Genomic DNA, 23033 nt, shown 5'->3' on the forward strand with positions numbered 1-23033 from the left:
CGCATGACTGATCGAACATCAGCAGAAACGCTCAATCGCCGCCGCTTTCTCGGCGCGGCAAGCCTGGCCGGCGCAGGCGCCGCATTGTCGGCGATCCCCGCACTTGCAGGCGAGACGGCGAAATCCGAAGCACTCATCACCGACGTGCAGGACTGGCAGCGCTATCTCGGCGATGGCGTGGACAAGCATCCTTACGGCGTCCCCTCGAAGTTCGAGAAGAATGTGATCCGGCGCGACGTTCCCTGGCTCACCGCGTCGGCGGAGTCCTCGGTCAACTTCACGCCACTGCACGACCTCGAGGGCATCATCACGCCGTCCGGCCTGTGCTTCGAGCGTCATCACGGCGGCGTGGCCGAGATCAATCCGGCGGATCATCGCCTGATGATCAACGGGATGATCGACAAGCCGCTGGTGTTCACCATGGACGACATCAAGCGGATGCCGCGCGTTAACAAGGTGTACTTCCTCGAATGCGCGGCCAATTCCGGCATGGAATGGCGCGGCAGCCAGCTCAACGGCTGTCAGTTCACGCACGGCATGATCCATAACGTGATGTATACCGGCGTGCCTTTGAAGGTGTTGCTGGATGAGGCCGGGCTGAAGCCGAATGCCAAGTGGCTGATGCTGGAAGGCGCCGATTCCGCCGGCATGAATCGTTCGCTGCCAATCGAGAAGGCGCTGAACGATGTCATGATCGCTTTCGCCATGAATGGTGAGGCACTGCGTCCTGAGCAGGGTTATCCGCTGCGCGCGGTCATTCCCGGCTGGGAAGGCAATCTGTGGGTCAAGTGGTTGCGCCGCATCGAGGTCGGTGACCAGCCGTGGCAGACCCGCGAGGAGACGTCGAAATACACGGATCTGCTGGCCGACGGAAATTCTCGCAAGCATACATTCGTGATGGACGCGAAGTCGGTGGTGACCAATCCATCGCCGCAGGCGCCGCTGAAACACAAGGGACGCAATGTGCTGAGCGGGCTGGCCTGGTCCGGCCGCGGCACGGTGAAGCGCGTCGATGTATCCCTGGATGGCGGGCGCAACTGGCAGACCGCGCGCATCGATGGTCCGGTCTTCGACAAGTCCGTGGTGCGCTTCTATGTGGATTTCGACTGGAACGGACAGGAGCTGATGATCCAGTCTCGCGCCATCGACTCCACCGGCTATGTGCAGCCGTCGAAGGACGAGCTGCGCAAGGTGCGTGGCGTCAATTCGATCTACCACAATAACGGCATTCAGACCTGGCTGGTGCGTTCGGGCGGGGAGACTGAAAATGTCGAAATCGGCTAACGCGCTGATACTGGTGCTGGCGGCATGTCTGCTCGGCGGCACGACTGCGCCAAGCGTGGCCCAGCAGATGGCGGGCCGCGACGTAACCAAGCCTACTGCGAAGCTCGGGCTTGGCCGTGCGGCCACGGCTGAGGAAATCGCGGCCTGGGACACCGACGTGCGGCCGGACGGGCGTGGTCTTCCGGTCGGCAAGGGCACCGTGAAGCAGGGCGACGATCTGTTTCAGGAGAAGTGTGCGTCCTGTCACGGCGAATTCGGACAGGGCGTCGGTCGATGGCCGGTGCTTGCCGGCGGTGCCGGCACATTGAAGGCGGACCGGCCGGACAAGACCGTCGGCTCGTTCTGGCCCGACCTTTCCACCGTGTTCGACTACATCAAGCGCGCGATGCCCTATGGCAATGCGCAGTCGCTGACCAATGACGAGGTCTATGCGCTGACGGCCTACATTCTCAGCATGAACGATATCGTCAAGGACGAGAAATTCGAACTCAACGAGAAGAACTTCACGTCGATCAAGATGCCGAATGCTGCAGCATTTTTCGAGGATGACCGCGAGACGTCCGAGAAGCAGTTCTGGAACAAGAACCCGTGCATGAAGGATTGCCGGCCGGTGCCGAAGGTGACCGGGCGGGCCATGTCCATCGACGTCACGCCTGACGGCAAGTCCGGCCCCAAGGTCGAGTAGTGCGACGGCATTCTTGACTTGCTGCCCGCGTGGACACGCCACGACAATCACCACAATCGAGGTTTGACCAGGATGACGCTCCGCTTTTCGCTGCTCGCTTTGTCGTTCGCACTGATGACAACCAATGCCATGGCGCAGGATGTTGCAGCCGGGGAGAAGTCCTTCAACAAGTGCCGCGCCTGCCATCAGGTCGGCGAGACCGCGAAGAACACCGTGGGGCCGATCCTGAACGGTCTGTTCGGGCGCAAATCCGGCACTGTTGCTGGCTATAATTATTCCGACGCCAACAAGACTTCCGGCCTGATCTGGGATGATCAGGTGTTCACCGATTACATCAAGGACCCGAAGGGCAAGATCCCCGGCACCAAGATGAGCTTTGCCGGCATCAAGAACGAGCAGGAGATCAAGGATCTCACCGCGTTCCTGAAGCAGTTTGCGGCGGACGGCAAGAAGGGCGGCTAAAGCGCTGTCGCTTCTCAGGCGGCCCTGATGCTCGCCAGGAAGCGGTCGACCTCGTTGCGCAGCACTTCCGATTGCGACGCGAGTTTTGTCGCCGAGCCCAGCACCTCCTGCGCGGCGGAGCCGGTCGTGGAAATGCCCGACGTTACGCTGGAGATATTACGAGACACGTCGTCGGTACGCGCCGCTGCCTGATTGACATTGCGGGCAATCTCTTGCGTTGCGGCACCCTGTTCTTCAATGGCTGCAGCAATGGCCGACGAGATCTTGTCGACCTCGTCGATGGTGGCGCAGACCGCCTGGATCTCCTCCACCGCAGCGTTGGTCTCGCCCTGGATGGATGCGATCTGGGCGCGGATTTCCTCGGTCGCCTTGGCGGTCTGGGTCGCCAGCGATTTGACTTCACCCGCCACGACCGCAAATCCCTTCCCGGCCTCGCCGGCGCGCGCCGACTCAATCGTGGCATTCAGCGCCAGAAGATTGGTCTGGCTGGCGATGTGATTGATCAAGGCGACGACCTCGCCGATCTTCTGGGCCGCGGCGGCCAAACTCTGCATGCGTGCATTGGAGCGCCGTCCGCTGTCGGCAGCCTTTCCGACCGCGGCGGAAGATTGCGCCAGTTGCCGGTTGATCTCGCCGATCGAGGACGACAGCTCTTCCGACGCTGCAGCGACGGTCTGCACATTGTCGGTGGCCGACAATGATGCATCGGAGACTTCGTTGGACTGGATCCGGCACTGTTCGACCACCGACGACATCGACTGCGCCGTGTTCTGCATGTCTGCTGCGGCCGATGATACGTGGTCGACGACCTTGCGGACATTGCCCTCGAAGCTGTCGGCGAGCGAGGCGAAGATCGCGCGTTTTTCCTGCTCGGCGCGTGCAGCGCTCGCATCCTGGTCAGCCTGAAAGTGGCTGACCCGGATCGCGTTCTGCTTGAAGACCTCGACCGCCTGCGCCATCTGGCCGACTTCGTCCTTGCCGCGATGTTGCGGCAGGGCGACCGACAGATTTCCTTCGGCGAGTTCGCGCATCGCCTGCGTGATGGCAAGAATTGGCCGTGAAATGCCGCGGGCAATCAGAAGGCCGCCGGCGACAGCCAGCACCAGACAGATCGCTGCGATGCCGGCGGCCAGCAGACGCGCGTGCGCGATGGACGCCGCATATTCGCTGTTGTCCATGACGATCTCGACGGCGCCGATCGACTGGCCGGAGAAATCCTTGATCGGGCCGAGCAGCGCGACCACGGGTGTCGTCTTCATCTCGCCCTGGCGGACGATGAAGCTGCCATTGGTGGCGCTGCGATAGGCGTCGGCATCAAAAAACGTTGTGCTGCCGAGCGTGCCGCCGAATGTCTTGAAGCCCTCATTTCCCGCAAGATAGAATGCGACGTCGACGTTGCGCGCGCGCTTGAACTCGTCGAAGAAGCCCTGTCCGAACGTCAACCCGAACTCGACGGTGCCGAGATGTTTGCCTTTCTGTGCAACCGGCACGACGCCGCGAATGCCGAGGCCGGCGACGCCGCCTTCCAGGCCAACAACGGGTTTCATTGTCGCGTTGGCCACGACCACAGTCTTGCGGAAGCCGGTCAGATCGTCGCCGAACTTGGCAGGTTGATGCACCCGGAACTGGGACAATCCCGCAGGCGTATGGAATTGAAACTGGTCGACGCCATAGTCCGACTTGAGCTGGGCAAAGCCCGGTCCGAATAACTGCAACAGCGCGTCGCGATCGTTACGTGCGACCGCGTCCTGCACCGCCGGAATGGTTGCTACCACGGCGCTCATGGCCGCGGCCCGGCGGGATTCCTGCATCAATCGCGACTGCAGGGCATCGTAGTTGCTTTGCAGTTCACTACGATCGGCCCGATCGACGATGCCACCGATGATCCACATGGCCCCGAAAAGCACGGCGAGGGCGGTTGCTGCCGCAGACACTGCGAGTGCTGCTGTAATGCGGGCCTTCAGGCTCAGATTTGCAAGCATGTCTTGTTCCGTCTGGCGGCGTCGCGCCGAACTACTCAACTTCTGACGAGTCTTTGGTCAACTGTAGATTGAATAGGTTAAAATACAGTCGAGCTGTCAGATGCTTGCAGATTCGCCGAGGCGGCCCGCGCAAAGCCCGAGGGGCCGCTTACAGCGGTGGCAACGGCGATCCAACCTCGCGCAGTTGGATGACCAGCGTGATCGAAAAGGCAAAGCAGCTCGAACAGTGCCGCTCAGTACCGCGGCATGCTGGACGACGAATAGAAACGCGAGCCACTGGAGGAGGCGGGCTGCCACGTTAGTTTACACCTGCCGCCGCTTTCTTAGTATTGTTGTTGGCACAACTCTTGCTCATCACTCTAAGGAGATAGAGCGGTAGCGAGAGTGAATCTTGAGAAATGCGTTGACCCATAGAGCGAGAAGCTGGTGCGTGAGCATCTGGCGCGAAATCAGGGATTCCTTGAAACACGCGCCAATGCATTAGCCGGATGCCGACCGTGCACCGCATCTGATCCGGACCGATTTTTTCGGCCGGTTTCCTTCTTCTGTCGGTTTCCTTCAATTGGTCGCTTCGCGCATTTTGCCGGGCGGCGGACGGTGGCGCCTCCGGGCTTTTCATCTGCGGCAACAGCAACCTCTGAATCATACTGAAATCCGTCGAACCGCATAGGTTCTTTTGATTTCTGCAATGAGGCAGGTCTCTCTAAGGTTCAATTTGCGGATGCGCTGCGTCGATGCGTAGCTGCATGCGTCCTGTTGGCGAAGGGGTGAGCATCTGGGATCATCCGACGTCGCTCGTTCGTTGGTATTTTCTCCCGGTTCGGTCTTGCCACTCGAGCCGATTGCCCTCCAGACACATGAAAGCGCGGTCATGACGTCTCCAGTTGTCTATTTCCTCAATGGTCCCAATGCCAATCTTTATGGGCTGGACAAAAGCGGCACCTATGGCCGCGAGAGTTTCGTCTCGATCAAGAAGCGCTGTGAAGACCACGCGGCTCCGCTCGGCTTGACCGTTGATTTCCGCCAGTCCAATCACGAGGGCGTTCTGGTCGATTGGATTCAGGAGGCGAGGGAGAAGGCCGAGGGGATCGTCATCAATGCCGCCGGTCTCACTTACTCGTCGGTACCGATCCTCGATGCGTTGCTCGCTTTCGAGGGGCCGATCATCGAGGCGCATATGAGCAATATCTGGAAGCGCGAGCCGTTTCGCCATCACTCCTATGTGTCGCGTGCTGCAACAGGCGTCATCGCCGGGCTTGGCGCGCTCGGCTATGAACTGGCGCTGACTGCAGTGTCGCGTCTGATCGCCGAAAAGGCCGCGCAATGACGTTGGAGGTGATGGCGTTCTACAGCGCCTTCGATGACTTCGAGACGTGGCGTGCGGCGCTGGCGGTGGAGGGGATCGATCTGCGTCAGGCAGATGATATCACCGATCCCGCGCGCGTAGGGCAGGCCCTTGTCTGGAAGCCGCCGCATGGCTTCTTTGCGCGCTATCCCAATCTTGGCCTCGTCGTCAATCTCGGCGCCGGCGTCGACGCGCTGGTCGGGCGTGACGATCTGCCGGAGGTTCCGATCACGCGCCTCTCCGATCCGAAGATGGCGCGGATGATGGCTGGCTATGTGCTGTTCGCCGTGACGCGCCATGCGCGCGACATTCCGGCCCTCGAGCGCGCCCAGCGCGAGCGCCGCTGGCATTATATTCATCCGCGCGATCCCGAGACCGTCACCGTCGGCATTCTGGGCCTTGGCGAACTCGGACTGACCGCGGCGCTTGAATGCGCCCGGCAAGGCTATCGCGTGCGCGGCTGGTCCAACACGCTGAAGTCGGTGGAGGGTATCGAGACCTCGGCCGGCCTAGCCGCGTTGCCGGATATCCTGGGCGATAGCGACATTCTCGTCTGCATGTTGCCCCAGACCCCGCAAACAAGCGGGCTGCTGAATGCCGAGCGCCTGGCGCAGATGAAGCGTGGCGCGATCTTCATCAATGTTTCGCGCGGCAGCATCGTCGATGAGCCGGCTCTGATCGAGGCGCTGCGCTCCGGGCATATCGCGGAGGCCACGCTGGATGTGTTTGCGGCCGAACCGTTGTCGCCTGAGAGTCCGTTGTGGGCGATGGACAATGTGCTGATCACGCCGCATCTCGCATCGGTGGCGCTGCCGGGGTCGGCTGCGCGGCAGATCGGCGAGAATGTGCGCCGGCTGCGGTCCGGGCAGGAACTGCTAAGCGGCGTCGATCCTCGCCGGGGCTATTGAGCCCGGCGCGAACTGGCCGCCAACTGCAAAGGCGTCGCGCGCGTAGTCGGCGAATGTCTGCACCGCCGGTCGCAGCGCGTGGCGCTTCAGACGCAGCGCCGTGACATGCGTTGCCGGCAGTTTTTCGGTGATCGGCACCACGGCGACGCGGCTGCCGTCATAGCCGATGGTGGTGCGCGGCACGGCATTGTGGATCGAATATCCCTGGCCATTTCCGATCAGTCCGCGGATTAGCTCGAATGATCGGGTCCGGAAGGAAATGCGCGGCTCGATACCGGATGCCGTAAACAGGCTGGCGAAGTAGTCGCGCGAATGCGGCAGGTCCAGCAGGATGAATGGCTCGTCGCGCATTTCGGTCAGGCTGATCGACGACCGGTTTGCCAGAGGGTGATCCGCCGACAGCACGATGAAGGGCGGCAGCTCGCAGAATTTCTCACCGACGATCTCGTCTGGAACTGCGAAGGAGTAGGACAGCGCGAGTTCGGTCCGTCCGGAGACCAGACCGTCGATGATTTCCTGCTGGTCGCCTTCTTCCAGTTTCACCGAGATGCCCGGCTGGCGCGCGCGAAAGCCGGACAGCAGCCCCGGCATGAAGCGTGTGGCGAGGGTCGAAAAGCTGCCGACGACGATCTCGCCGTGCAGCGTGCTGCCCAGCGATTGGGCGCTTTGGGCAAAATCGCGCGCATGGTTGAGCAGCAACCGCGCATCATTCACCAGCCGTTGGCCGGCCGGGGACAGAGACACGCCTTTGGCGAGATGGCGAACGAAGATCTGGACGCCGAGTTCTGCCTCCAGCTGGCTGAGGGCAGCCGAGATCGAGGGCTGCGAGACGTTCAGGCGCTTGGCGGCTTCCGTCACGCTGCCCGCATCGGCCGTCTCAACCACATAACGCAGGGCCCGGAGCGAGAACCTCATCGTGTTTTCCTATGCATCTCCAAACATAAAAATATTTTCCTTATGATAGGCCCTTCGGCACCCTGTCGTCCAGTCGAACAGGAGCCGATCAATGATCCGCACGGGTGAAGAATACAAGCAGGGCATTCGCGATGGTCGCGAGGTCTGGATCGATGGCGAGCGCGTCAAGGACGTGACCACACACCCGGCGCTGAAGCCGATCATCGACGTCAAGGCCCGCATGTATGACATGGCGCGTGAAGAGCGTTACGCCGCCGACCTCACTTACGTTGAAGACAACGAGACACATTCGGTCTTCTACAAGCCGCCGACGGAACAGAAGGACTGGCACGATAAGATCAGGGCCGTCGATCACGTGATGAAGGAAATCGGCGGCGTGGTCACCCGCGTCGGTGACGAGACCATCGGCGAGATGTGGTCGCTCACCGACGGGCGCGACGTGCTGGCCGAGATCGATCCGCGCTTCGCCGCCAATATCGATCATCACATCCGTGCCGTGATCGAGAAGGACATCTTCCACGTCTCGGCCAATACCGATCCGAAGGGCGACCGTTCCCTGCCGCCGCAGCAGCAGGATCCGGATCTCATGGTTCACGTCACACGCGAAACCGATGCGGGCATCATCATTCGCGGCGCGAAATACGAGACCGCGGCGGCCTATGCGGACCAGGCCTATCTGAAGCCGACCGTCGGCGCCTGGGCCAATGAGAAGCTGTCCGACTATGCGGTGGGCTGCATCGTCAAGATGGGTGCGCCGGGCGTCAAGCATATCTGCCGCGGTGGCTTCGCCAATCGCAGCAGCGCCAACGCCAAGGACTATCCGCTCGCAAATCGCTTCGATGAAGTCGAGGCGCTGGTGGTGTTCGACGACGTGCTGATCCCATGGGAAGACGTATTCTTCTATCGCCACACCCGCGCGGCGCAGTTCGTACGCTCGACACTGCATCGCTACTCGGCATTCCCTTATGTGCTGCGTCTGCTCTACACCGCGGACATGATGATCGGCGCGGCAATGTGGAACGCCAAGCAGACCGGTCTCGACAAGCTGCAGTCGGTTCGTGAGAAGCTCGCCGATCTCGTCTGCTACCGTGAAGGCATCAACGCGCATCTCACCGCCTCCATCGCCATGGCGGAAAAGAGCCCGGGCGGCCTTCTGATGCCGCAGCAGTCGATGCTCTATGCCGGCCGCGTGTTCGCCTGTTCGCAGCTGCCGGCGATGATGCATATCGCCCGCGAGCTGTGCGGCGGTCAGATCTGCATCACCCCGAATGCCGACGCGTTCGAGGCCGAGGGATCAGGCAGGTGGCTCAACAAGTTCTATTCGCTGAACGATCAGTGGCAGGCCGACGATCGCCGCAAGCTGCTAGCCTTTGCGCGCGATCTCTTGAACTCCGATTATGCCGGTCATCGCCTGACCTTTGTGCAGTTCGCGCAAGCGCCACACTTCAATCATCTGGCGGCCGTCTATAACAGCTTCGACTTCGCGGGGCCGCTGGACTTCGTGAAGAAGTCGGCCGGGTTGTCGGACCGCATCGACGGGGTGAAGTCATGAGCGCTGCGGCGCATCCCCTGGTCGAGGTCGATATCTTCCGCGACGCCATGCGGATGACGGCCTCGGGCGTGGCAGTGGTGACAACGGATGGCGAGGCGGGCCGCGCGGGCGTTACGGTGTCGTCGCTGTGTTCGCTGTCGATGGAGCCGCCATCGGTTGTGTTCAGCGTTCACCGCGACAATCGCCATCTCGAAAAGCTGCTGGCCAATGGCGTGTTCGTCGCCAACATTCTGTCTGATACGCAGGAGCGTGTTGCCAACAGCTTCGCCGGGTTGATCCCTGAACTGCGCGACAACCGTTTTCTTGCCGGTGACTGGTCGGAGTTGCTGACCGGCGCGCCTGCGCTCGATGGCGCGTTGTGCAATTTCGATTGCCGCGTCGCCAGCGTGTTCGATTTCGGCTCGCATCGCATCGTCGCGGGCGAGGTGCTGAACGTTCGCAACCAAGCTGCGCTGCCCCTGATCTTTTCCGATCGCACATTCCGCCGTCTCGCCGCCTGAGGATCTGCTCCATGACCACCCATCAGCGTTTTCGCAAGTTCAACACCAAGGAAGCCTATCCCGAGCAGTCGCTCGACAACGATGTCTGCATGGTCGTTCGCGCCAACAACACCGTTTATGTGCGCGGCCAGACGGCCATGGATCTCGACGGCAAGATCGTCGGTATCGGCGATGCCACTGCGCAGACTGAGAATGCCATGACATGCGCCAAGGTGCTGCTTGAAGAGGCAGGCTCCAAGCTCGAGGACGTGGTGAAGATCGTCATCTACATCACCGATCGCGCCTATCGCGAGCCGGTCTATCGCGTCGTCGGCAAATGGCTGAAGGGCGTCTATCCGGTTTCGACGGGGATTATCGTTCAGGGCCTCGCCAAGCCTGAATACCTGATGGAAATCGACATCATCGCGGAAATTCCGGCGTAACGACGCGTTTTTCGCCGGCACTACAGAGATCAATCGGACGTTTGCGGCTTCATCTTTCGCATGATCGATGAACGTGGATGCGCGTGTCCGTCCGGCAGAAATTCTTGAGATAAATCAATCGTCTGGCATGATGTTTGCTTTTCTTTTTGGGTCATAATCCTTGTGAGGTTTCGAGATGAAGCGCGCCTTGAAGTTTACTGCATTGATGTTGCTGTCGACGCTCGCGATTGGCGGACAGGCATCCGCCCAAGAGAAGCTGGTGGTCAGCACCTGGGGTGGAAGTTTTCGCGATCTGATCGATGAAGCGATCGCCAAGAAGTTCACCGCCGAGACCGGCGTGAAGGTCGAATACATCACCGGCGGCACCATCGACCGTCTCAACCAGGCCAAGCTCGCTGCGGCCAAGCCCGAGAGTGATGTCACCTTCACAACGGCCCATGTCGGCTGGCTCTATGCCAACGACAATCTGTTCGAGAAGCTCGACATGGCGAAGATCCCGAATGCCAGCCATCTGGTCGAGCAGGCCAAGATCAGCCCGTATCACATCGGCTCCTGGGCCTATGTCTACACGATCGGCTATCTGCCCGATCAGCTGCCCAAGGGTGTCAGCTTCGAGAGTTGGGAAGGTCTGTGGAATCCTGCGCTCAAGGGCATGATCTCGTCGCCCGATTTCGATCCGAGCCATGTGATGGTGGTCGCAGCCAAGCTGTCCGGCGGCGATGCAGCGACTTGGGAAGTCGGCGAAGCCAAGATGAAAGCGCTGAAGCCGAACTACAAGGCGTTCTACACCAACGACGCCAACAGCCAGCAGCTCTTTGCGACTGGTGAGACGCCGGTGCAGGTCGTGCTGTCGATGAACGCCTATTACATGCAGGCCCAGGGCGTGCCGATCAAACTGGCGATTCCGAAAGAAGGCGCCGTGCTCGGTGTCGACACCATGGGCATCACCAAGGGGTCGACGAAGGCGGAGCTGGCCTACAAGTTCATCAACACCGCGCTCGATCCGGAAGTGCAGGCGAAGATCGCCGAACTGAAGAAGGGCAGCCCGGTTGTCGATAACGCCAAGGTCAAGCCCGAGATTGCAGCGCTGCCGGGCGTCTTCACGACCGCGGATCAGTGGGCGAAGCAGACGCTGGTGATCGATGCCAAGCTGCGTGCCGAGAAGACCGGCACCTGGCGCAAGTGGTTCACCGAAAACATCATGGCGCCGTAAAAGAGTTCGGGTCGCGATCCGGCTGCTACTGCCGGGTCGCGATCTCTGACGCCACGTTCGCCCACCTTGAGTTTGTCCATGAACACACGTCCATTTCTGGGATGGTTTGTCTCGCCGGCCGGCCTCGTCGCTGTGGGCCTGATCGCGGCGATGCTGGCTGTCTTTCAGTACAGCGTGCGGGCCTATATTCCCGGCACGCTCGAAGTCGGCGGCTTCACCTGGGCCAATTTCGAAGCCATGCTGCGGCCGCTTTACGCCTTGGCATTCTGGAATACGGTGCTGATCTGTTTTGAAACGGCGGTGTTCACGTTGCTTCTTGCCTATCCGCTGGCCTATGCGTTGACCCGTACCAACAGCTCCGCGCTGCGCTCCTTCATCCTGATCGTGTCGGTGACGCCGCTGTTTCTCGGCGAGGTGGTGCGGACCTATTCCTGGATGATCGTGCTCGGCAATAACGGCTTTCTGAACACGCTGCTGCTCAAGCTCGGCCTGGTGGATCGTCCGTTGCGGATGATGTTCACCTCGGGTGGTGTGATCGCGGCACTGGTGCACGTGACCATGCCGATCATGGTCATCATGCTGGCCGCGGCGCTGTCGCATATCGACCGCAATTACGAGAAAGCTGCCGAAAGTCTGGGCGCCGGCCCGGTACGTATCTTCATGACCATCACGCTGCCGCTGTCTATGCCTGGCATCGTTGCCGGCTTCTCCACCGCCTTTGCCTGGACGTTCAGCGCCTTTGCGACACCGCAACTGATCGGCGGCGGCCGGGTCGCTACCGTCTCGACGCTGATCTATCAGCTCGGTTTTTCGTCGTTCAATTTTCCCTTCGCCGCGAGCCTTTCCATCATTGGCCTTGCATTGTCGCTGGCCGTGATCGCGCTGCTGAAGAAAGCCGCGAGTCCGCTCGAACGTATGGCGGGCACGACATGAAACGCTCACCTGCAACCCTTGCGCTGCGCTGGTCGGGCCGCGTTCTCGTTGCCGCCATTCTCCTCTTCGTGTTGCTGCCCGGCGTCGTGGTCGCGATCTCGGCTTTCAACGACCGGGCGATCCTGCAGTTTCCGCCGCAGTCATGGTCACTGCGCTGGTTCTGGCGCGCCTTCTCCTATGCCGATTTCGCGAAGGGGTTCTGGAATGGCCTGACCGTGACGGTCTGGGCATCCAGCATCGCGGTCGTCGTGGGATCGGCCTTTGCCTTTGCCATTCATCGTTACAAATTCGCGCTCAGGGATTTTCTCGAAGGCATTCTGCTGTCGCCGCTGATCATCCCGCATTACACCGTCGGTCTTGGCATTCTCATTCTCGCCTCGCAGACGGGTGTTGGTCGCGGTTTTCCGCTCGTCATCTTCGCTCACGTGGTGATGGTGCTGCCTTTCGTGATGCGCAGCACTTACATCTCGCTGGAAAATCTCGACACGCGGCTGGAGCTGGCCGCGTCAAGTCTTGGCGCCACGCCGCTGCGGATTTTGTTCACGGTGACGATCCCGCTGCTGATTCCGGGCTTGCTGAGCGGCTGGCTGTTCGCCGCGATCCTGTCCTTCAACGAATTCACGGCGACGCTGTTTGTCAGCAGCCAGGCCACGCAGACGCTGCCGGTCGCCATGTATAATTACGTCCGCGAATTCGCGGATCCCACATTGGCCGCGCTCTCGGTCATCTACATCGTCGTGACTGCGACTTTGCTCACGATCGCCAATTCCTTCCTGGGCCTCGGGAAAATCCTGAATGTTGATGCGCACTGATCCAATGACGGCACACACGCCAGCCGCGGCAAGCGACAAGATCCGTCCGGCGGTGCAGCTCGACGGTGTCACCAAGCGCTTCGGCGATTCCATGGCGCTGCATGAGGCCTGGCTGAAGATCCGGCCGAGCGAGTTCATGACTCTGCTGGGCCCATCCGGCTGCGGAAAGACGACGCTGCTCAATTTGGTCGCCGGCTTCCTCGAAGCCGACAATGGCGAGATCTTCATCGACGGCGATCTGGTCACCGAAACGCCCGCGCATATGCGCGAGATCGGCATCGTGTTTCAGAATTACGCGCTGTTCCCGCATATGAGCGTCGCCAAGAATATCGCTTACGGATTGAAGACCCGCGGCGTCGACAAGAAGGAGATCGGGCGCCGCGTCGATGAGGCGCTGGCGCTGGTCAAGCTGTCAGGTTTGGCCGATCGCAAGCCCAAGCAATTGTCCGGCGGCCAGCAGCAGCGCGTCGCGCTTGCGCGGGCCCTGGTGATCAAGCCGAAGGTGCTGCTGCTCGACGAGCCGTTCTCGGCGCTCGACAAGAATCTCCGCGGCTCGATGCAGGTCGAGCTCAAGCAGATCCAGCGCGAGCTCGGCGTCACCACGATCTTCGTGACGCATGATCAGGGCGAGGCGCTGTCGATGTCGGATCGTATCGCCGTGATGTCGGCCGGGCGCATCCGCCAGATCGCGGCACCCGACGATATCTATCGCCGTCCGGCGGATCGCTTCGTCGCGTCCTTCGTGGGCGACGCCAATATCCTCAACGGGCGTCTTGTCGAGAAGCGCGGCGACGTCGCGGTGGTCTCAGTCGGCGACATCAGTGCCGAAGTTCCTGCGGCGCCGATTGCCGCGCTTTCGATTGGCGATGCCGTGGATGTCTTCGTGCGGCCGGAGCATCTCGCCGTCACGGCGCGTGGCGCTTCGGGATCACTGCCCGGCACTGTGACGACACAGGTGTTTCAGGGCGGCCATGTCGATCTCTATATCGATGCGCCCGGCAGCGCGCGCGAGCGCATACTGCTACGTTCGCCCGGCATTGCGGCACTGTCGTCCTGTCCGGTCGGAGCCGAGATCGGATTGACCATCGGCTCCGACGATATCGTGGCGTTTCCGCCAGGCGAGGCGGCGTGAGGCGGTCGCGTCTAGAACGACGGCGCCGCGCCCGGATTCATCGCGCGCGCGACATAGTCCTTCTGCTGCGGCCGATAGCGCTCCCACAGTGCGCGGAGTTCACCGATCGGCGCGTCGTGCCAGTCGACTCGCAGGTCGACCACCGGCCAATCGAACATGTGGGCGACATGCAGCCCTGCTGCATGTTCGTCGTCGGTCTCGCCGCCGGCATCGAGCCCGGCTTCCAACGCCGACATCAGGCGCTCCGCCAGCGGTTGCCCGGTGGTCACCTCGAACCGCGCGACCATCACGCTCGGGACTTTCTCATCGACCAGCAGATTGCCGAGCGCAAGGCAGCCGGCGCCTTGCGCGATGCCGACGATCGGCAAGGCCTGCGCGCCGGAATGCCAGGCCACCTGGCCGTAACGATCGATCACGCCGACCTGTCGCCATGCCGGTTGCGGCGTGCCGAGCGTGAGGTTGTTGAGGACGGCACCCGCGCCGAGGCCCTGACGCAGCAGTGCGAGGCCGGTTGGGCCGAGCGACGGATCAGTGACATTCTGCGACACCACGAGACCGAGCGGCCCCACCCAGGCGCAGCGCGCCGGCACGGCAATGCTCGACGACGTGATGGCAATGCCGAACGCACCGGTCTCCGGACAACGTGCCGAGATGGAGTAGGTCATCGTGATGCTCCCGCAATCGTAAAAGTATTGGGAGTATAGATGATCAATCGAATAGCTCAAATACTTTGCGATCTGATCAATATTGAAAGTATAAGTGCAAATTCAAATCTCGATATCATCGCATATATCGAGCGGATACTTGCGTCGTCGGGCGTGTCTTCGCGCCGCGTGCCGTCGCCAGATGGCTGCAAGGCCTCGCTGCTCGCGACTATCGGTCCTGTGGATCGTCCCGGTGTGGTCCTGTCGGCGCATACGGATGTGGTGCCGGTCGAGGGGCAGGCCTGGACCGTCCCGCCCTTCGCAGGCGTGGTCCGCGATGAGTGTGTCTATGGTCGCGGTGCGACCGACATGAAGGGTTTCCTCGCCGTCGTTCTCGCGGCCGTGCCGCGGTTGAAGGACGCGGCAACTGCCGCGCCCGTGCATCTGGCGTTTTCCTATGACGAGGAAGTCGGATGCCGCGGCGCGCCCGATCTGGTGCGCGCGCTGATGCAATCTGTTGCATCACCAGCGCTCGCCATTATCGGCGAGCCCACCACGATGCGTGTCGTGCGGGCGCACAAGGGCAAGGTCGCGCGTCGACTGACAGTAACAGGCCGCACCGGTCATTCGGCGATGCCGCATCGTGCGGCCAATGCGGTCGATGCGGGCGTTGCGATCGCGCATGCGCTGCGTGCCTTCGCTGATGAGGAAGTCGCGCGCGGCGGCGATGCGGCGTTCGATCCGCCATACACGACCATTCACGTTGGCTCGTTACATGGCGGCAGCATGGTCAATCTGGTGCCGGAACGGGCTGTGCTGGAATACGAGATCCGCACGATGCCGGGGCGTGATGCCAGCGAGATTCTTGCGCGGATCGACGAGGTGGTTGCGCGCGAGCGTGATCGGCTGCGCGCCAATGCGCCGGAGGCTGACATCGTCTCCGAGGAACTGTCGGCCTATCCCGGGCTCGATACTGCCGCCGACGCAGCCGTGACGCGTCTGGTCGCAGGAATAGCGGGCGATACGCAACCCGCAACAACTGTCGCCTTCGGCACCGAGGCCGGCCTCTATGCAGAGGCGGGCATCCCGACGCTGGTCTGCGGACCCGGCGATATGGCGCGCGGGCACAAACCCGATGAATGGATTGGTTTTGACGAACTCGCGGCTGCGAACGCGATGATGGGCAGGCTGGCAGATTTGCTGCGTCGGCCGAGTGAAGAGTGGATACGCGTATCATGAAGAACGAAGTGTCGACGATCATGTCGACCATGCAGGCGATCATCGCAACGCAAGCAGGCGGTCCTGACGTTCTGACGCAAGTCAAACGACCGGTGCCTGTGCCTGGCCCGGGCGAAGTGCTGATCGAGGTCGCCGCAGCCGGCGTCAATCGCCCTGATCTGATGCAGCGGAGCGGTGCTGTGCCGCTGCCGCCGAGTGTCACTGACGTACTCGGTCTCGAAGTCGCTGGCCACGTGGTCGGAGGCGACGCCGCGTTGTTGGGGCAGGCGGTGATGGCCCTGGTGAAGGGCGGCGGTTATGCGCGCTATTGCATTGCCAAGGCGTCTCATTGTCTTGCGGTGCCCGCGGGGCTGACGATGGCGCACGCGGCAGCATTGCCCGAAGCGCTCTTTACCGTCTGGCACAATCTGTTCGAACGCGGCCGATTGTCGAAGGGCGAGACCGTGCTGGTGCATGGCGGTGCCAGTGGCATCGGTACCATTGCGATCCGCATGGCCATCGCCCGCGGCGCGACGGCCATCGCGACTGTGGGCAGCGATGCCAAGAAGAAGGCGGTGGAAGCGCTTGGCGCCATCGCAATCAACTATCGTACCGACGACTTCGTTGTCGCAGCGCGCGACGCCACAAGCAGGCGCGGCGTCGATGTCGTGCTCGATATTGTCGGCGGTTCCTATGTGGCGCGCAATCTCGATGCGCTGGCGCCGGGCGGACGGCATGTCAGCCTGTCCTTCATGGAAGGCGGCGTGGTGCCGATCGATCTCGGTTTGGTGATGCGGAAGGGATTGTATCTGACGTCGTCGACGCTGCGGCCGAAGTCCGACGAGGAGAAGACCGCAATCGCTGCCGCGCTCCGTGCCGAGGTGCTGCCGCTGGTGGCATCTGGCGTAGTGAGGCCGTTGATCTGGCGCCAGTTGCCCCTTGGGGATGCAGCACAAGCTCACCGCATTCTCGAAGCCAATGAAAACATCGGAAAAGTGCTGTTGCTGCCGGCAGGCGCTGCCTCATGAGCGGCGTTGCCGAACGCAAACGCCACATGTCGATACTGGAGCTATCTCATGGCGACGACTAAACCCTCTCTCAAGCTGACACATGAAGGCGCGCTCAAAGCGCTGGCGGGTGCCGTCGCCAAGGCCGAAGAGCTCGGCGTGCCGCAGAACGTCACGATCGTTGACGACGGCGGCAATCTGCTGGCTTTTGTTCGGATGGACGGCGCCAAATTGCTGTCGCGGGAAACCTCGATGTCGAAGGCCATCACCGCTGCGTCGCATCGGCAGCCAACGTCGCGGCTCAATCCCGCCGACGAGATCAAGCTCGCCATCGCAGGCGGCGGCCGGCTCACCAATCTCGAAGGCGGACTGCCCATTGTGATTGCAGGCCAGTGCGTCGGCGCAGTCGGCGTCGGGTCGGGCACCGGCGCGCAGGATGTCGAAGTCGCGCGCGCCGCACTGGCGGCAATTGACGCGGAGGATCAGAAGCCATGAGCGACAGCATCGAACTGTTCTACGCGCCAACATCGCCCTACGTCCGCAAGGTCATGGCCTGTGCGATCGAGCTCGGGATCGCCGATCGTATCGTGAAGCTGCCCAGCGCCGCGCATCCGTTGAAGCGCGACGCGCGGATCGCAGGTTTCAACCCGCTCGCCAAGGTGCCGGCGGCGAAGCTGGCGGATGGCACGCTGCTGTTCGACAGCCGGGTGATTTGCGAATATCTCGACGACCTCGGACACGGTTCGCTGTTTCCGCGCGGCGCGGAGCGCTGGCAGGTGCTCACCGAACAGGCGCTCGGTGACGGTTTGCTCGATGCGGCGCTGCTCACGCGCTATGAAAATACCTGCCGTAGCGACGAGATCAGATCGGCGGAGTGGATCGATGGTCAGATGACCAAGATCGCCGCGGCGCTCGATCAGATGGAAAACTCTGTCGCATCGTTCGGCGCCCGCATCAGCATCGGCAGCCTCACTATCGCCTGCGCGCTCGGCTATCTGGATTTTCGTTTCGCATCATTCGACTGGCGCAGCTCGCGGCCGGCGCTGACCAACTGGTTCGCAACCGTGTCGGAGCGGCCATCACTGCGAGATACATTTCCGGCCGAGGGATAATTCGTCGTCAGCTTTCTGCCTCGACCCAATCCAGTGTCATCCGCATGGCATGGCTGTGCCGGGCGTCGATCAGCCATTGTTCTTCGCGATAGCAGATCGAGCGTAGCAGGCTTTCGATGGCAAAGGAGGCAAAGAACCGCGGCGTGACCTGCTCGACCTCAATGGGACCGAGCGGAAATGCGATAATCGACGCCGCCTTGAGGTGGCTGTCGTTCGGGAGCGGTTCTGAGGCGCGCAGCAGATTGAGCGTCTCTATGGCGATGGTTTTCTGACCGGGCATTGGGGCATTCTGCCGAAAAACCTTACGCTGCCAGCCAGTGCTTAATTTTTCGTGGAACCGGGTGTCGCGCGGCTCAGGCGGCCAGATGAAAATCAGAAATCTGCACGCGGTTTCGGCCTGCCGCCTTGGCTTGGTAGAGCGCCGCATCTGCCCGGCTGAGCAAGGCCTGCAGCGTTTCAGGCTCGGTCGACCGGATCGCGATTCCCACGCTGACCGTGGCGTGGATAACACCGGCGGAAGTCGGGAACGTCTTTGTTTCCAGCGTCGATCGGATGCGCTCGGCGACAGCGGCCGCTGCTTTTGGGCTCGACGCGGCTAGGACAATGCAGAATTCCTCGCCGCCCAGACGTGCGGCAACATCTTCGGCGCGAATGTTCGAGAAGATGACCTCGGCAAAGGCGCGCAGCACGCGGTCGCCCGCGGCGTGGCCGAATTGATCGTTGATCGTCTTGAAGTGATCGAGATCCATCACCAGAATGGCGGTGTTGGATGCTGTCTCCGTTACCTTTTCGCCAAACAGCGCGCGCCGATTGAGCAGGCCGGTCAGAGGATCGGTCATGGCATCCGATTTATGCCGGTTCGACGTCCGGATCTGGTTGATCGTCAGTGACAGCGCCCCGATTCCGGTCAGGCCGACAATCACCATCAGTGAATTGAACTGTTCTGCCCAATTCATCGGTCGATCGGTCAGCACGAACTGCCCGGTACGCCAGAGTTCGGCACCGCAAGCGACGAACGATGCGGCCGTGACGAGATAGAGTAGCGCATTTGCGACCATCAGCAGCGGTGCTTCGGCGCGCGCGTGCCAATATTGTGCGGCCGACAGCGCAACGAGAAGGCCCGTGCCAAAATTCGCGGCCATCGTGCCGGTGCCGGTGTAACCAAGTGCAAAGCCGATGATCATCGGAACGAGCCCTGCGGTGGTGACGAGGGCGGCGCGGATCCAGTGGGCCTCGTTCGAGCAGAATTGCGTGGTGCCCGCATAGATCACCCCGAAGCCGACAAGCAGCAATATGAATGCAGCGAGCTGTAGCCTCGAATCATACTGCTCGAAGCCTGCATAGATGATGACGGCAACCACCGTGGTCGCGAGACCGATCGACCATGTCAGCAGATAGGTCTCGGATCGCGCGACGAGCCAGGTTGCGAGCAATGTGAGTGCGAGCGCGGCGCTCGAGAGTCCGATCGCTGCGAAGATGGAGGACTGATCTAGCAACATGATGTCCGAGGCGGTGTAATTTATTTGATGCGCAATAAGCAGCACCCACTTACCACCGATCGCGGTCGGGGCCACCCATTTTGTATGGTGAGCAAAGCGTTACCAGGCCTAGGGACGGGATGTCCGGAGGTTGTAAGGCCACGTTTTGCGACGATTTGTGCCGGAACGAGACGCAGCGACCGGCGTTTTCCTGCAAGGCATCACAGAGGGTTGAACATGAAAAAGATACTGGCAACAGCGGTGGCGGCATTGATGGTCGCGAGTTTCACGGCGACGGCCGCTTCTGCGAAGAAAGTCCATCGTGGCTACAAGGCGCACCACGGATATTACGGGGCCTATGGCCAGATGCGAGGTCCGGCGATCTTTCGTGGCAATGCGGCGATGAGCGGTAATCACGGCAATTCTGCCTATGGCAGCAACTCGCTCGGCCATATCAAGGGCGGCAATATCGGGGGCGGCAAGTAGCGCGGTACTACATCAAAGAAGGCGAGATCGATCGCTTCAATGCGACCGATCTTGTTAACGTCCTTCTGATGCGTTGGTGGTATTTGGCCGTACCGCAACTTTCAGTTCAGGTTTGTCATGCTCCCGGATGGCCGTTATTCGGCATGGTTTCGTATTCCCGACAAGGAAGGCATGGGCATTATCACGCTCGCTGATGGTCGATTGTCGGGCGGCGATACGGTGATCGCCTATAGCGGTTCCTATATCCAGAACGGCGATGCTTTCACGGCGACGATTGCGACCCGCCGGCATGCCGATGGCCAGCCCGCGATCTTCGGCATCGACGAGGTCGAGATTGATCTGGTCGGGACATCCAAGACCACGACGGCGTCCTGCAGAGGTGTCGTCAAGCAACGCCCCGGCGTGCCGTTTGAGGTCGTGCTGGTGCGCATGGAAGGCTAGACCTCCGGTCTATTCGCGCAACTCGTATTGATGTCGCAACAGCTGAACCATGTCCTGGACCCGCTGGCGCCACGCGCGCGCGTCAGGCACCGGTCCTGCTGCGGGTGTGATGCGCAACATGGCGTTCCACGGTCTCGTGCCATAGACCACCACCTCGAAGCCGGCTGTCGGACAGCCATCGATACCCTTTAGCGCGCGCAGGATCACATCGGCGATTTCCGACCGGCCGAGCGTGCGGGTGCTCTCGACCGCAAGTTGCGGCTCCAGCGATGCCGCGGGATTCTCCTCTGCGACGACCGGATCGAAACCGTCTCTGGTGTCCGCGTCTGGCTCAGGCCTGATCGGTTCGGGATCGCCCGGCCTCTTCATGAGTCGTTCGACCAGACCGAGCAGGCCTCGATCGCGTTCGGGCGTTTCTTTCACGTCTGCAATCCAATACCAGCGGCGATAGGCGATCTCACATCTTCTAGGGGACGTTGTCGACGGGTCCCAGGCGAGTTGCGGTGCACAAATGCGCTGCGGGTTGGCTTTGTCGCAAAAGTTTCATGCGCGGCCTATAGTGGGGCGTCACGCATTCCCCTCAGACTTCTATGCGCCGGCCTTAAAGCCTGCGTCAGGATGGAGACGATCGCCGTGAAACCGTTCCGCTTGGTATTTGCTCTGTCCGCGCTGGCGCTCGCCGCCGTATCGCAGCCCGCCCGTGCTGCGGACGTCATCTGCTACAACTGTCCGCCGGAATGGGCCGACTGGGCGTCGATGATCAAGGCGGTGAAGACCGACCTCTCGATCGAGATGCCGCATGACAACAAGAATTCCGGTCAGGCACTGGCTCAGATCCTCGCCGAGAAGGCCAATCCGGTCGGTGACATCGGCTATTTCGGCGTCACCTTCGGTATGAAGGCCAAGGCGCAGGATGCACTTGAGCCCTACAAGCCCGCCGGCTGGGATCAGGTCGATGCCGGCCTGAAGGACTCCGAAGGCTACTGGACTACGATCCATTCCGGCACGCTCGGTTTCTTCGTCAACAAGGATGCCCTTGCTGGCAAGCCGGTGCCGAAGTGCTGGAAGGATCTCGCCAAGCCCGACTACAAGGGCATGGTCGGCTATCTCGATCCGACCTCGGCCGCCGTCGGTTATGTCGGCGCTGTTGCAGTCAATCTCGCGCTCGGCGGCACCGACCAGAATTTCGATCCGGCCATCGCGTTCTTCAAGGAGTTGAAGAAGAACGACGCGATCGTGCCGAAGCAGACGTCCTATGCCCGCGTCGTCTCCGGCGAGATGCCGATCCTGTTGGATTATGATTTCAATGCCTATCGCGCCAAGTATTCCGAGAAGGGCAGTTTCGAATTCGTCATTCCCTGCGAAGGCTCGGTCGTGTTTCCCTATGTGGTCGGTCTCGTGAAGAACGCGCCGCATAAGGACAAGGCCAAGAAGGTCATGGATTATCTGCTGTCCGACAAGGGTCAGGCGATCTGGACCAACGCCTACCTCCGCCCGGCCCGCAAGATCGAATTGCCGGAAGCCGTGAAGGCCAAATTCCTGCCGGATAGCGAATATGCCCGCGCCAAGAGCGTGGACTGGGGCAAGATGGAGCTGGCGCAGAAAGGCTTCAGCGACCGCTATCTCGCCGAAGTCCGTTGATGCACAATGGTGCCCCGGCAGGGGCAGGGGCACCATAATTTCATGTCGCATCGTAATTTCATTTGGATCTGCCTGCTGCCGCTCGTGGTGGTGACAGCAGCCTTCTTCCTCTTGCCGATGGCGCAATTGCTCGCCGTCGGCGCCGGCGGATCGCGTGGCGTGTCCGCCTATCTCGCGATCATTACAGAACCGCGCTATCGCGCCACGCTGATCAATACAGTCGTACTCGCGGCGGCGACGACCATCGCCACGCTGGTGATTGCCACCATCGCCGGCCTGTTCCTGCAGCGTCATCGCTTCCCCGGCCGCGCCGTGCTGATCGCGATGCTGACATTTCCGCTGGCATTTCCCGGGGTCGTAGTCGGCTTTCTGATCATTCTGCTGGCCGGACGTCAGGGCCTGATCGGCGCCATCACCGCCGCGGTGACGGGCGAGAAAGTCGTGTTCGCTTATTCGATTTTCGGTCTGTTTCTCGGCTATCTCTATTTCTCGATCCCGCGCGTGATCCTCACGGTGATGGCCGCGGTGCAGAAGCTTGATATCGGGCTGGAGGAGGCGGCGCGTTCGCTCGGTGCGAGCCCGTGGGCGGTTCAGCGCGATGTTGTGCTGCCGGCGCTCGGTCCGGCCTTCGTAGCCTCGGGCGCGATTGCCTTCGCGACGGCGATGGGCGCGTTCGGTACAGCCTTCACGCTTGCGACAAACATCGATGTGCTGCCTATGCTGATCTATACCGAGTTCACATTGGCGGCGAATTTTGCGATCTCGGCGGCGCTGTCGATCGGACTCGGTGTGATCGCCTGGGTGATCCTCGCGCTGGCCCGCTCAATGAGCGGCGGCGCTGTCGCGGCAGCGGGGTGAGCC

Annotated in this window: 26 protein-coding genes; 20 read left to right on the forward strand and 6 right to left on the reverse strand. The window is 61.5% G+C overall.

From position 1 onward, the window contains the following. Window positions 1-3 precede the first annotated feature (3 nt). The 3 genes from soxC to AB8A33_RS09165 all read left to right on the forward strand — a co-directional run bounded on the left by soxC (window position 4) and on the right by AB8A33_RS09165 (window position 2431). Window positions 4-1284: a sulfite dehydrogenase gene (gene soxC / locus AB8A33_RS09155; RefSeq protein WP_439092450.1), complete on the forward strand. Its 1281-nt coding sequence runs from the start codon at window positions 4-6 to the stop codon at window positions 1282-1284. After that, a complete protein-coding gene (locus tag AB8A33_RS09160; protein WP_439092451.1) occupies window positions 1268-1969 on the forward strand; it encodes a c-type cytochrome in 702 nt (233 codons plus the stop codon). Before soxC ends, AB8A33_RS09160 begins: the two co-directional genes overlap by 17 nt. 72 nt (window positions 1970-2041) lie before the next feature. After that, window positions 2042-2431 (forward strand): c-type cytochrome, encoded by a 390-nt coding sequence (locus AB8A33_RS09165; RefSeq protein ID WP_439092452.1) that lies wholly within the window; start codon window positions 2042-2044, stop codon window positions 2429-2431. Between the two features lie 14 nt (window positions 2432-2445). Here AB8A33_RS09165 and AB8A33_RS09170 read toward each other — a convergent pair whose 3' ends face one another. After that, on the reverse strand, window positions 2446-4413 hold the full coding sequence (locus tag AB8A33_RS09170) for a cache domain-containing protein (RefSeq protein WP_439092453.1): 1968 nt from the start codon (window positions 4411-4413) through the stop codon (window positions 2446-2448). An 871-nt stretch (window positions 4414-5284) separates the two neighbouring features. Here AB8A33_RS09170 and AB8A33_RS09175 point away from each other — a divergent pair. Beyond that, entirely contained in the window at window positions 5285-5740 is a 456-nt protein-coding gene (locus tag AB8A33_RS09175; protein ID WP_439092454.1) for a type II 3-dehydroquinate dehydratase, read from the forward strand. Beyond that, entirely contained in the window at window positions 5737-6666 is a 930-nt protein-coding gene (locus AB8A33_RS09180) for a 2-hydroxyacid dehydrogenase (RefSeq protein WP_439092455.1), read from the forward strand. The genes AB8A33_RS09175 and AB8A33_RS09180 overlap by 4 nt, the downstream gene beginning before the upstream one ends. Here AB8A33_RS09180 and AB8A33_RS09185 read toward each other — a convergent pair. Next, on the reverse strand, window positions 6634-7581 hold the full coding sequence (locus AB8A33_RS09185) for a LysR family transcriptional regulator (protein WP_439092456.1): 948 nt from the start codon (window positions 7579-7581) through the stop codon (window positions 6634-6636). The genes AB8A33_RS09180 and AB8A33_RS09185 overlap by 33 nt on opposite strands. Window positions 7582-7672: 91 nt before the next feature. Between AB8A33_RS09185 and AB8A33_RS09190 the strand changes: the two genes are divergently transcribed. The 7 genes from AB8A33_RS09190 to AB8A33_RS09220 all read left to right on the forward strand — a co-directional run bounded on the left by AB8A33_RS09190 (window position 7673) and on the right by AB8A33_RS09220 (window position 14145). Next, window positions 7673-9133, forward strand: a complete 1461-nt coding sequence (locus tag AB8A33_RS09190; protein WP_439092457.1) for a 4-hydroxyphenylacetate 3-hydroxylase family protein — start codon at window positions 7673-7675, stop codon at window positions 9131-9133. Next, window positions 9130-9633, forward strand: coding sequence for a flavin reductase family protein (locus tag AB8A33_RS09195; protein WP_093762112.1), 504 nt, complete (start codon window positions 9130-9132; stop codon window positions 9631-9633). The genes AB8A33_RS09190 and AB8A33_RS09195 overlap by 4 nt, the downstream gene beginning before the upstream one ends. 11 nt (window positions 9634-9644) lie before the next feature. Further along, the gene (locus tag AB8A33_RS09200) at window positions 9645-10055 is read left to right on the forward strand and encodes a RidA family protein (RefSeq protein WP_439092458.1); all 411 of its coding nucleotides are present in this window, start codon (window positions 9645-9647) and stop codon (window positions 10053-10055) included. Between the two features lie 175 nt (window positions 10056-10230). Continuing rightward, window positions 10231-11268: an ABC transporter substrate-binding protein gene (locus AB8A33_RS09205; protein ID WP_439092459.1), complete on the forward strand. Its 1038-nt coding sequence runs from the start codon at window positions 10231-10233 to the stop codon at window positions 11266-11268. Between the two features lie 78 nt (window positions 11269-11346). Then, the gene (locus AB8A33_RS09210; protein WP_439092460.1) at window positions 11347-12201 is read left to right on the forward strand and encodes an ABC transporter permease; all 855 of its coding nucleotides are present in this window, start codon (window positions 11347-11349) and stop codon (window positions 12199-12201) included. Next, complete coding sequence (locus AB8A33_RS09215; RefSeq protein WP_439092461.1) at window positions 12198-13013, forward strand: ABC transporter permease; 816 nt, start codon at window positions 12198-12200, stop codon at window positions 13011-13013. Before AB8A33_RS09210 ends, AB8A33_RS09215 begins: the two co-directional genes overlap by 4 nt. Then, complete coding sequence (locus AB8A33_RS09220; RefSeq protein ID WP_439092462.1) at window positions 12997-14145, forward strand: ABC transporter ATP-binding protein; 1149 nt, start codon at window positions 12997-12999, stop codon at window positions 14143-14145. The genes AB8A33_RS09215 and AB8A33_RS09220 overlap by 17 nt, the downstream gene beginning before the upstream one ends. An 11-nt stretch (window positions 14146-14156) precedes the next feature. Here AB8A33_RS09220 and AB8A33_RS09225 read toward each other — a convergent pair whose 3' ends face one another. Continuing rightward, a complete protein-coding gene (locus AB8A33_RS09225; RefSeq protein WP_439092463.1) occupies window positions 14157-14810 on the reverse strand; it encodes a DUF1028 domain-containing protein in 654 nt (217 codons plus the stop codon). Window positions 14811-14849: 39 nt separating this feature from the next. On the opposite strand from AB8A33_RS09225, the gene argE reads away from it, so the two are divergent. From argE to AB8A33_RS09245, 4 genes are read left to right on the forward strand one after another with little or no spacing between them, the layout of a single operon-like run. Continuing rightward, window positions 14850-16028, forward strand: a complete 1179-nt coding sequence (gene argE, locus AB8A33_RS09230) for an acetylornithine deacetylase (protein ID WP_439092464.1) — start codon at window positions 14850-14852, stop codon at window positions 16026-16028. Further along, window positions 16025-17035, forward strand: coding sequence for an NAD(P)H-quinone oxidoreductase (locus AB8A33_RS09235; protein WP_439092465.1), 1011 nt, complete (start codon window positions 16025-16027; stop codon window positions 17033-17035). The genes argE and AB8A33_RS09235 overlap by 4 nt, the downstream gene beginning before the upstream one ends. Window positions 17036-17083: 48 nt before the next feature. Further along, the gene (locus AB8A33_RS09240) at window positions 17084-17509 is read left to right on the forward strand and encodes a GlcG/HbpS family heme-binding protein (RefSeq protein WP_439092466.1); all 426 of its coding nucleotides are present in this window, start codon (window positions 17084-17086) and stop codon (window positions 17507-17509) included. An 8-nt stretch (window positions 17510-17517) separates the two neighbouring features. Continuing rightward, entirely contained in the window at window positions 17518-18126 is a 609-nt protein-coding gene (locus AB8A33_RS09245; protein ID WP_439095893.1) for a glutathione S-transferase, read from the forward strand. 7 nt (window positions 18127-18133) lie between these two features. On the opposite strand, the gene AB8A33_RS09250 is transcribed toward AB8A33_RS09245, so the two are convergent. After that, entirely contained in the window at window positions 18134-18406 is a 273-nt protein-coding gene (locus tag AB8A33_RS09250) for a hypothetical protein (protein ID WP_439092467.1), read from the reverse strand. Window positions 18407-18479: 73 nt separating this feature from the next. Continuing rightward, complete coding sequence (locus AB8A33_RS09255) at window positions 18480-19625, reverse strand: diguanylate cyclase (RefSeq protein WP_439095894.1); 1146 nt, start codon at window positions 19623-19625, stop codon at window positions 18480-18482. A 216-nt stretch (window positions 19626-19841) separates the two neighbouring features. Between AB8A33_RS09255 and AB8A33_RS09260 the strand changes: the two genes are divergently transcribed. Together AB8A33_RS09260 and AB8A33_RS09265 are read left to right on the forward strand one after the other, a co-directional pair. Next, window positions 19842-20090: a hypothetical protein gene (locus AB8A33_RS09260; protein ID WP_439092468.1), complete on the forward strand. Its 249-nt coding sequence runs from the start codon at window positions 19842-19844 to the stop codon at window positions 20088-20090. Between the two features lie 117 nt (window positions 20091-20207). Then, window positions 20208-20531 carry a hypothetical protein gene (locus AB8A33_RS09265; protein ID WP_439092469.1) on the forward strand — a complete coding sequence of 108 codons (324 nt, stop codon included), beginning with the start codon at window positions 20208-20210 and terminating at the stop codon, window positions 20529-20531. Window positions 20532-20540: 9 nt separating this feature from the next. Here AB8A33_RS09265 and AB8A33_RS09270 read toward each other — a convergent pair whose 3' ends face one another. After that, the gene (locus AB8A33_RS09270) at window positions 20541-20954 is read right to left on the reverse strand and encodes a hypothetical protein (RefSeq protein WP_439092470.1); all 414 of its coding nucleotides are present in this window, start codon (window positions 20952-20954) and stop codon (window positions 20541-20543) included. A 210-nt stretch (window positions 20955-21164) separates the two neighbouring features. Here AB8A33_RS09270 and AB8A33_RS09275 point away from each other — a divergent pair, with 210 nt between their 5' ends. After that, window positions 21165-22172: an ABC transporter substrate-binding protein gene (locus tag AB8A33_RS09275; protein WP_068732120.1), complete on the forward strand. Its 1008-nt coding sequence runs from the start codon at window positions 21165-21167 to the stop codon at window positions 22170-22172. 42 nt (window positions 22173-22214) lie between these two features. Then, complete coding sequence (locus AB8A33_RS09280) at window positions 22215-23030, forward strand: ABC transporter permease (RefSeq protein ID WP_439092471.1); 816 nt, start codon at window positions 22215-22217, stop codon at window positions 23028-23030. Window positions 23031-23033: the final 3 nt, after the last annotated feature.

Origin of the sequence: Tardiphaga sp. 813_E8_N1_3 (assembly GCF_051811025.1) — a bacterium.
GTDB lineage: Bacteria > Pseudomonadota > Alphaproteobacteria > Rhizobiales > Xanthobacteraceae > Tardiphaga.

Coding starts and splice junctions, on each gene's coding strand:
- AB8A33_RS09210 (WP_439092460.1), top strand. CDS start 11,347: ATGAACACACGTCCATTTCTGGGATGGTTTGTCTCGCCGGCCGGCCTC.
- AB8A33_RS09190 (WP_439092457.1), top strand. CDS start 7,673: ATGATCCGCACGGGTGAAGAATACAAGCAGGGCATTCGCGATGGTCGC.
- AB8A33_RS09250 (WP_439092467.1), bottom strand. CDS start 18,406: ATGCCCGGTCAGAAAACCATCGCCATAGAGACGCTCAATCTGCTGCGC.
- AB8A33_RS09175 (WP_439092454.1), top strand. CDS start 5,285: ATGACGTCTCCAGTTGTCTATTTCCTCAATGGTCCCAATGCCAATCTT.
- AB8A33_RS09260 (WP_439092468.1), top strand. CDS start 19,842: ATGAAAAAGATACTGGCAACAGCGGTGGCGGCATTGATGGTCGCGAGT.
- AB8A33_RS09180 (WP_439092455.1), top strand. CDS start 5,737: ATGACGTTGGAGGTGATGGCGTTCTACAGCGCCTTCGATGACTTCGAG.
- AB8A33_RS09165 (WP_439092452.1), top strand. CDS start 2,042: ATGACGCTCCGCTTTTCGCTGCTCGCTTTGTCGTTCGCACTGATGACA.
- AB8A33_RS09240 (WP_439092466.1), top strand. CDS start 17,084: ATGGCGACGACTAAACCCTCTCTCAAGCTGACACATGAAGGCGCGCTC.
- AB8A33_RS09185 (WP_439092456.1), bottom strand. CDS start 7,581: ATGAGGTTCTCGCTCCGGGCCCTGCGTTATGTGGTTGAGACGGCCGAT.
- AB8A33_RS09205 (WP_439092459.1), top strand. CDS start 10,231: ATGAAGCGCGCCTTGAAGTTTACTGCATTGATGTTGCTGTCGACGCTC.
- AB8A33_RS09160 (WP_439092451.1), top strand. CDS start 1,268: ATGTCGAAATCGGCTAACGCGCTGATACTGGTGCTGGCGGCATGTCTG.
- AB8A33_RS09280 (WP_439092471.1), top strand. CDS start 22,215: ATGTCGCATCGTAATTTCATTTGGATCTGCCTGCTGCCGCTCGTGGTG.
- AB8A33_RS09215 (WP_439092461.1), top strand. CDS start 12,198: ATGAAACGCTCACCTGCAACCCTTGCGCTGCGCTGGTCGGGCCGCGTT.
- argE (WP_439092464.1), top strand. CDS start 14,850: ATGATCAATCGAATAGCTCAAATACTTTGCGATCTGATCAATATTGAA.
- AB8A33_RS09195 (WP_093762112.1), top strand. CDS start 9,130: ATGAGCGCTGCGGCGCATCCCCTGGTCGAGGTCGATATCTTCCGCGAC.
- soxC (WP_439092450.1), top strand. CDS start 4: ATGACTGATCGAACATCAGCAGAAACGCTCAATCGCCGCCGCTTTCTC.
- AB8A33_RS09220 (WP_439092462.1), top strand. CDS start 12,997: ATGTTGATGCGCACTGATCCAATGACGGCACACACGCCAGCCGCGGCA.
- AB8A33_RS09225 (WP_439092463.1), bottom strand. CDS start 14,810: ATGACCTACTCCATCTCGGCACGTTGTCCGGAGACCGGTGCGTTCGGC.
- AB8A33_RS09170 (WP_439092453.1), bottom strand. CDS start 4,413: ATGCTTGCAAATCTGAGCCTGAAGGCCCGCATTACAGCAGCACTCGCA.
- AB8A33_RS09255 (WP_439095894.1), bottom strand. CDS start 19,625: ATGTTGCTAGATCAGTCCTCCATCTTCGCAGCGATCGGACTCTCGAGC.
- AB8A33_RS09265 (WP_439092469.1), top strand. CDS start 20,208: ATGCTCCCGGATGGCCGTTATTCGGCATGGTTTCGTATTCCCGACAAG.
- AB8A33_RS09200 (WP_439092458.1), top strand. CDS start 9,645: ATGACCACCCATCAGCGTTTTCGCAAGTTCAACACCAAGGAAGCCTAT.
- AB8A33_RS09235 (WP_439092465.1), top strand. CDS start 16,025: ATGAAGAACGAAGTGTCGACGATCATGTCGACCATGCAGGCGATCATC.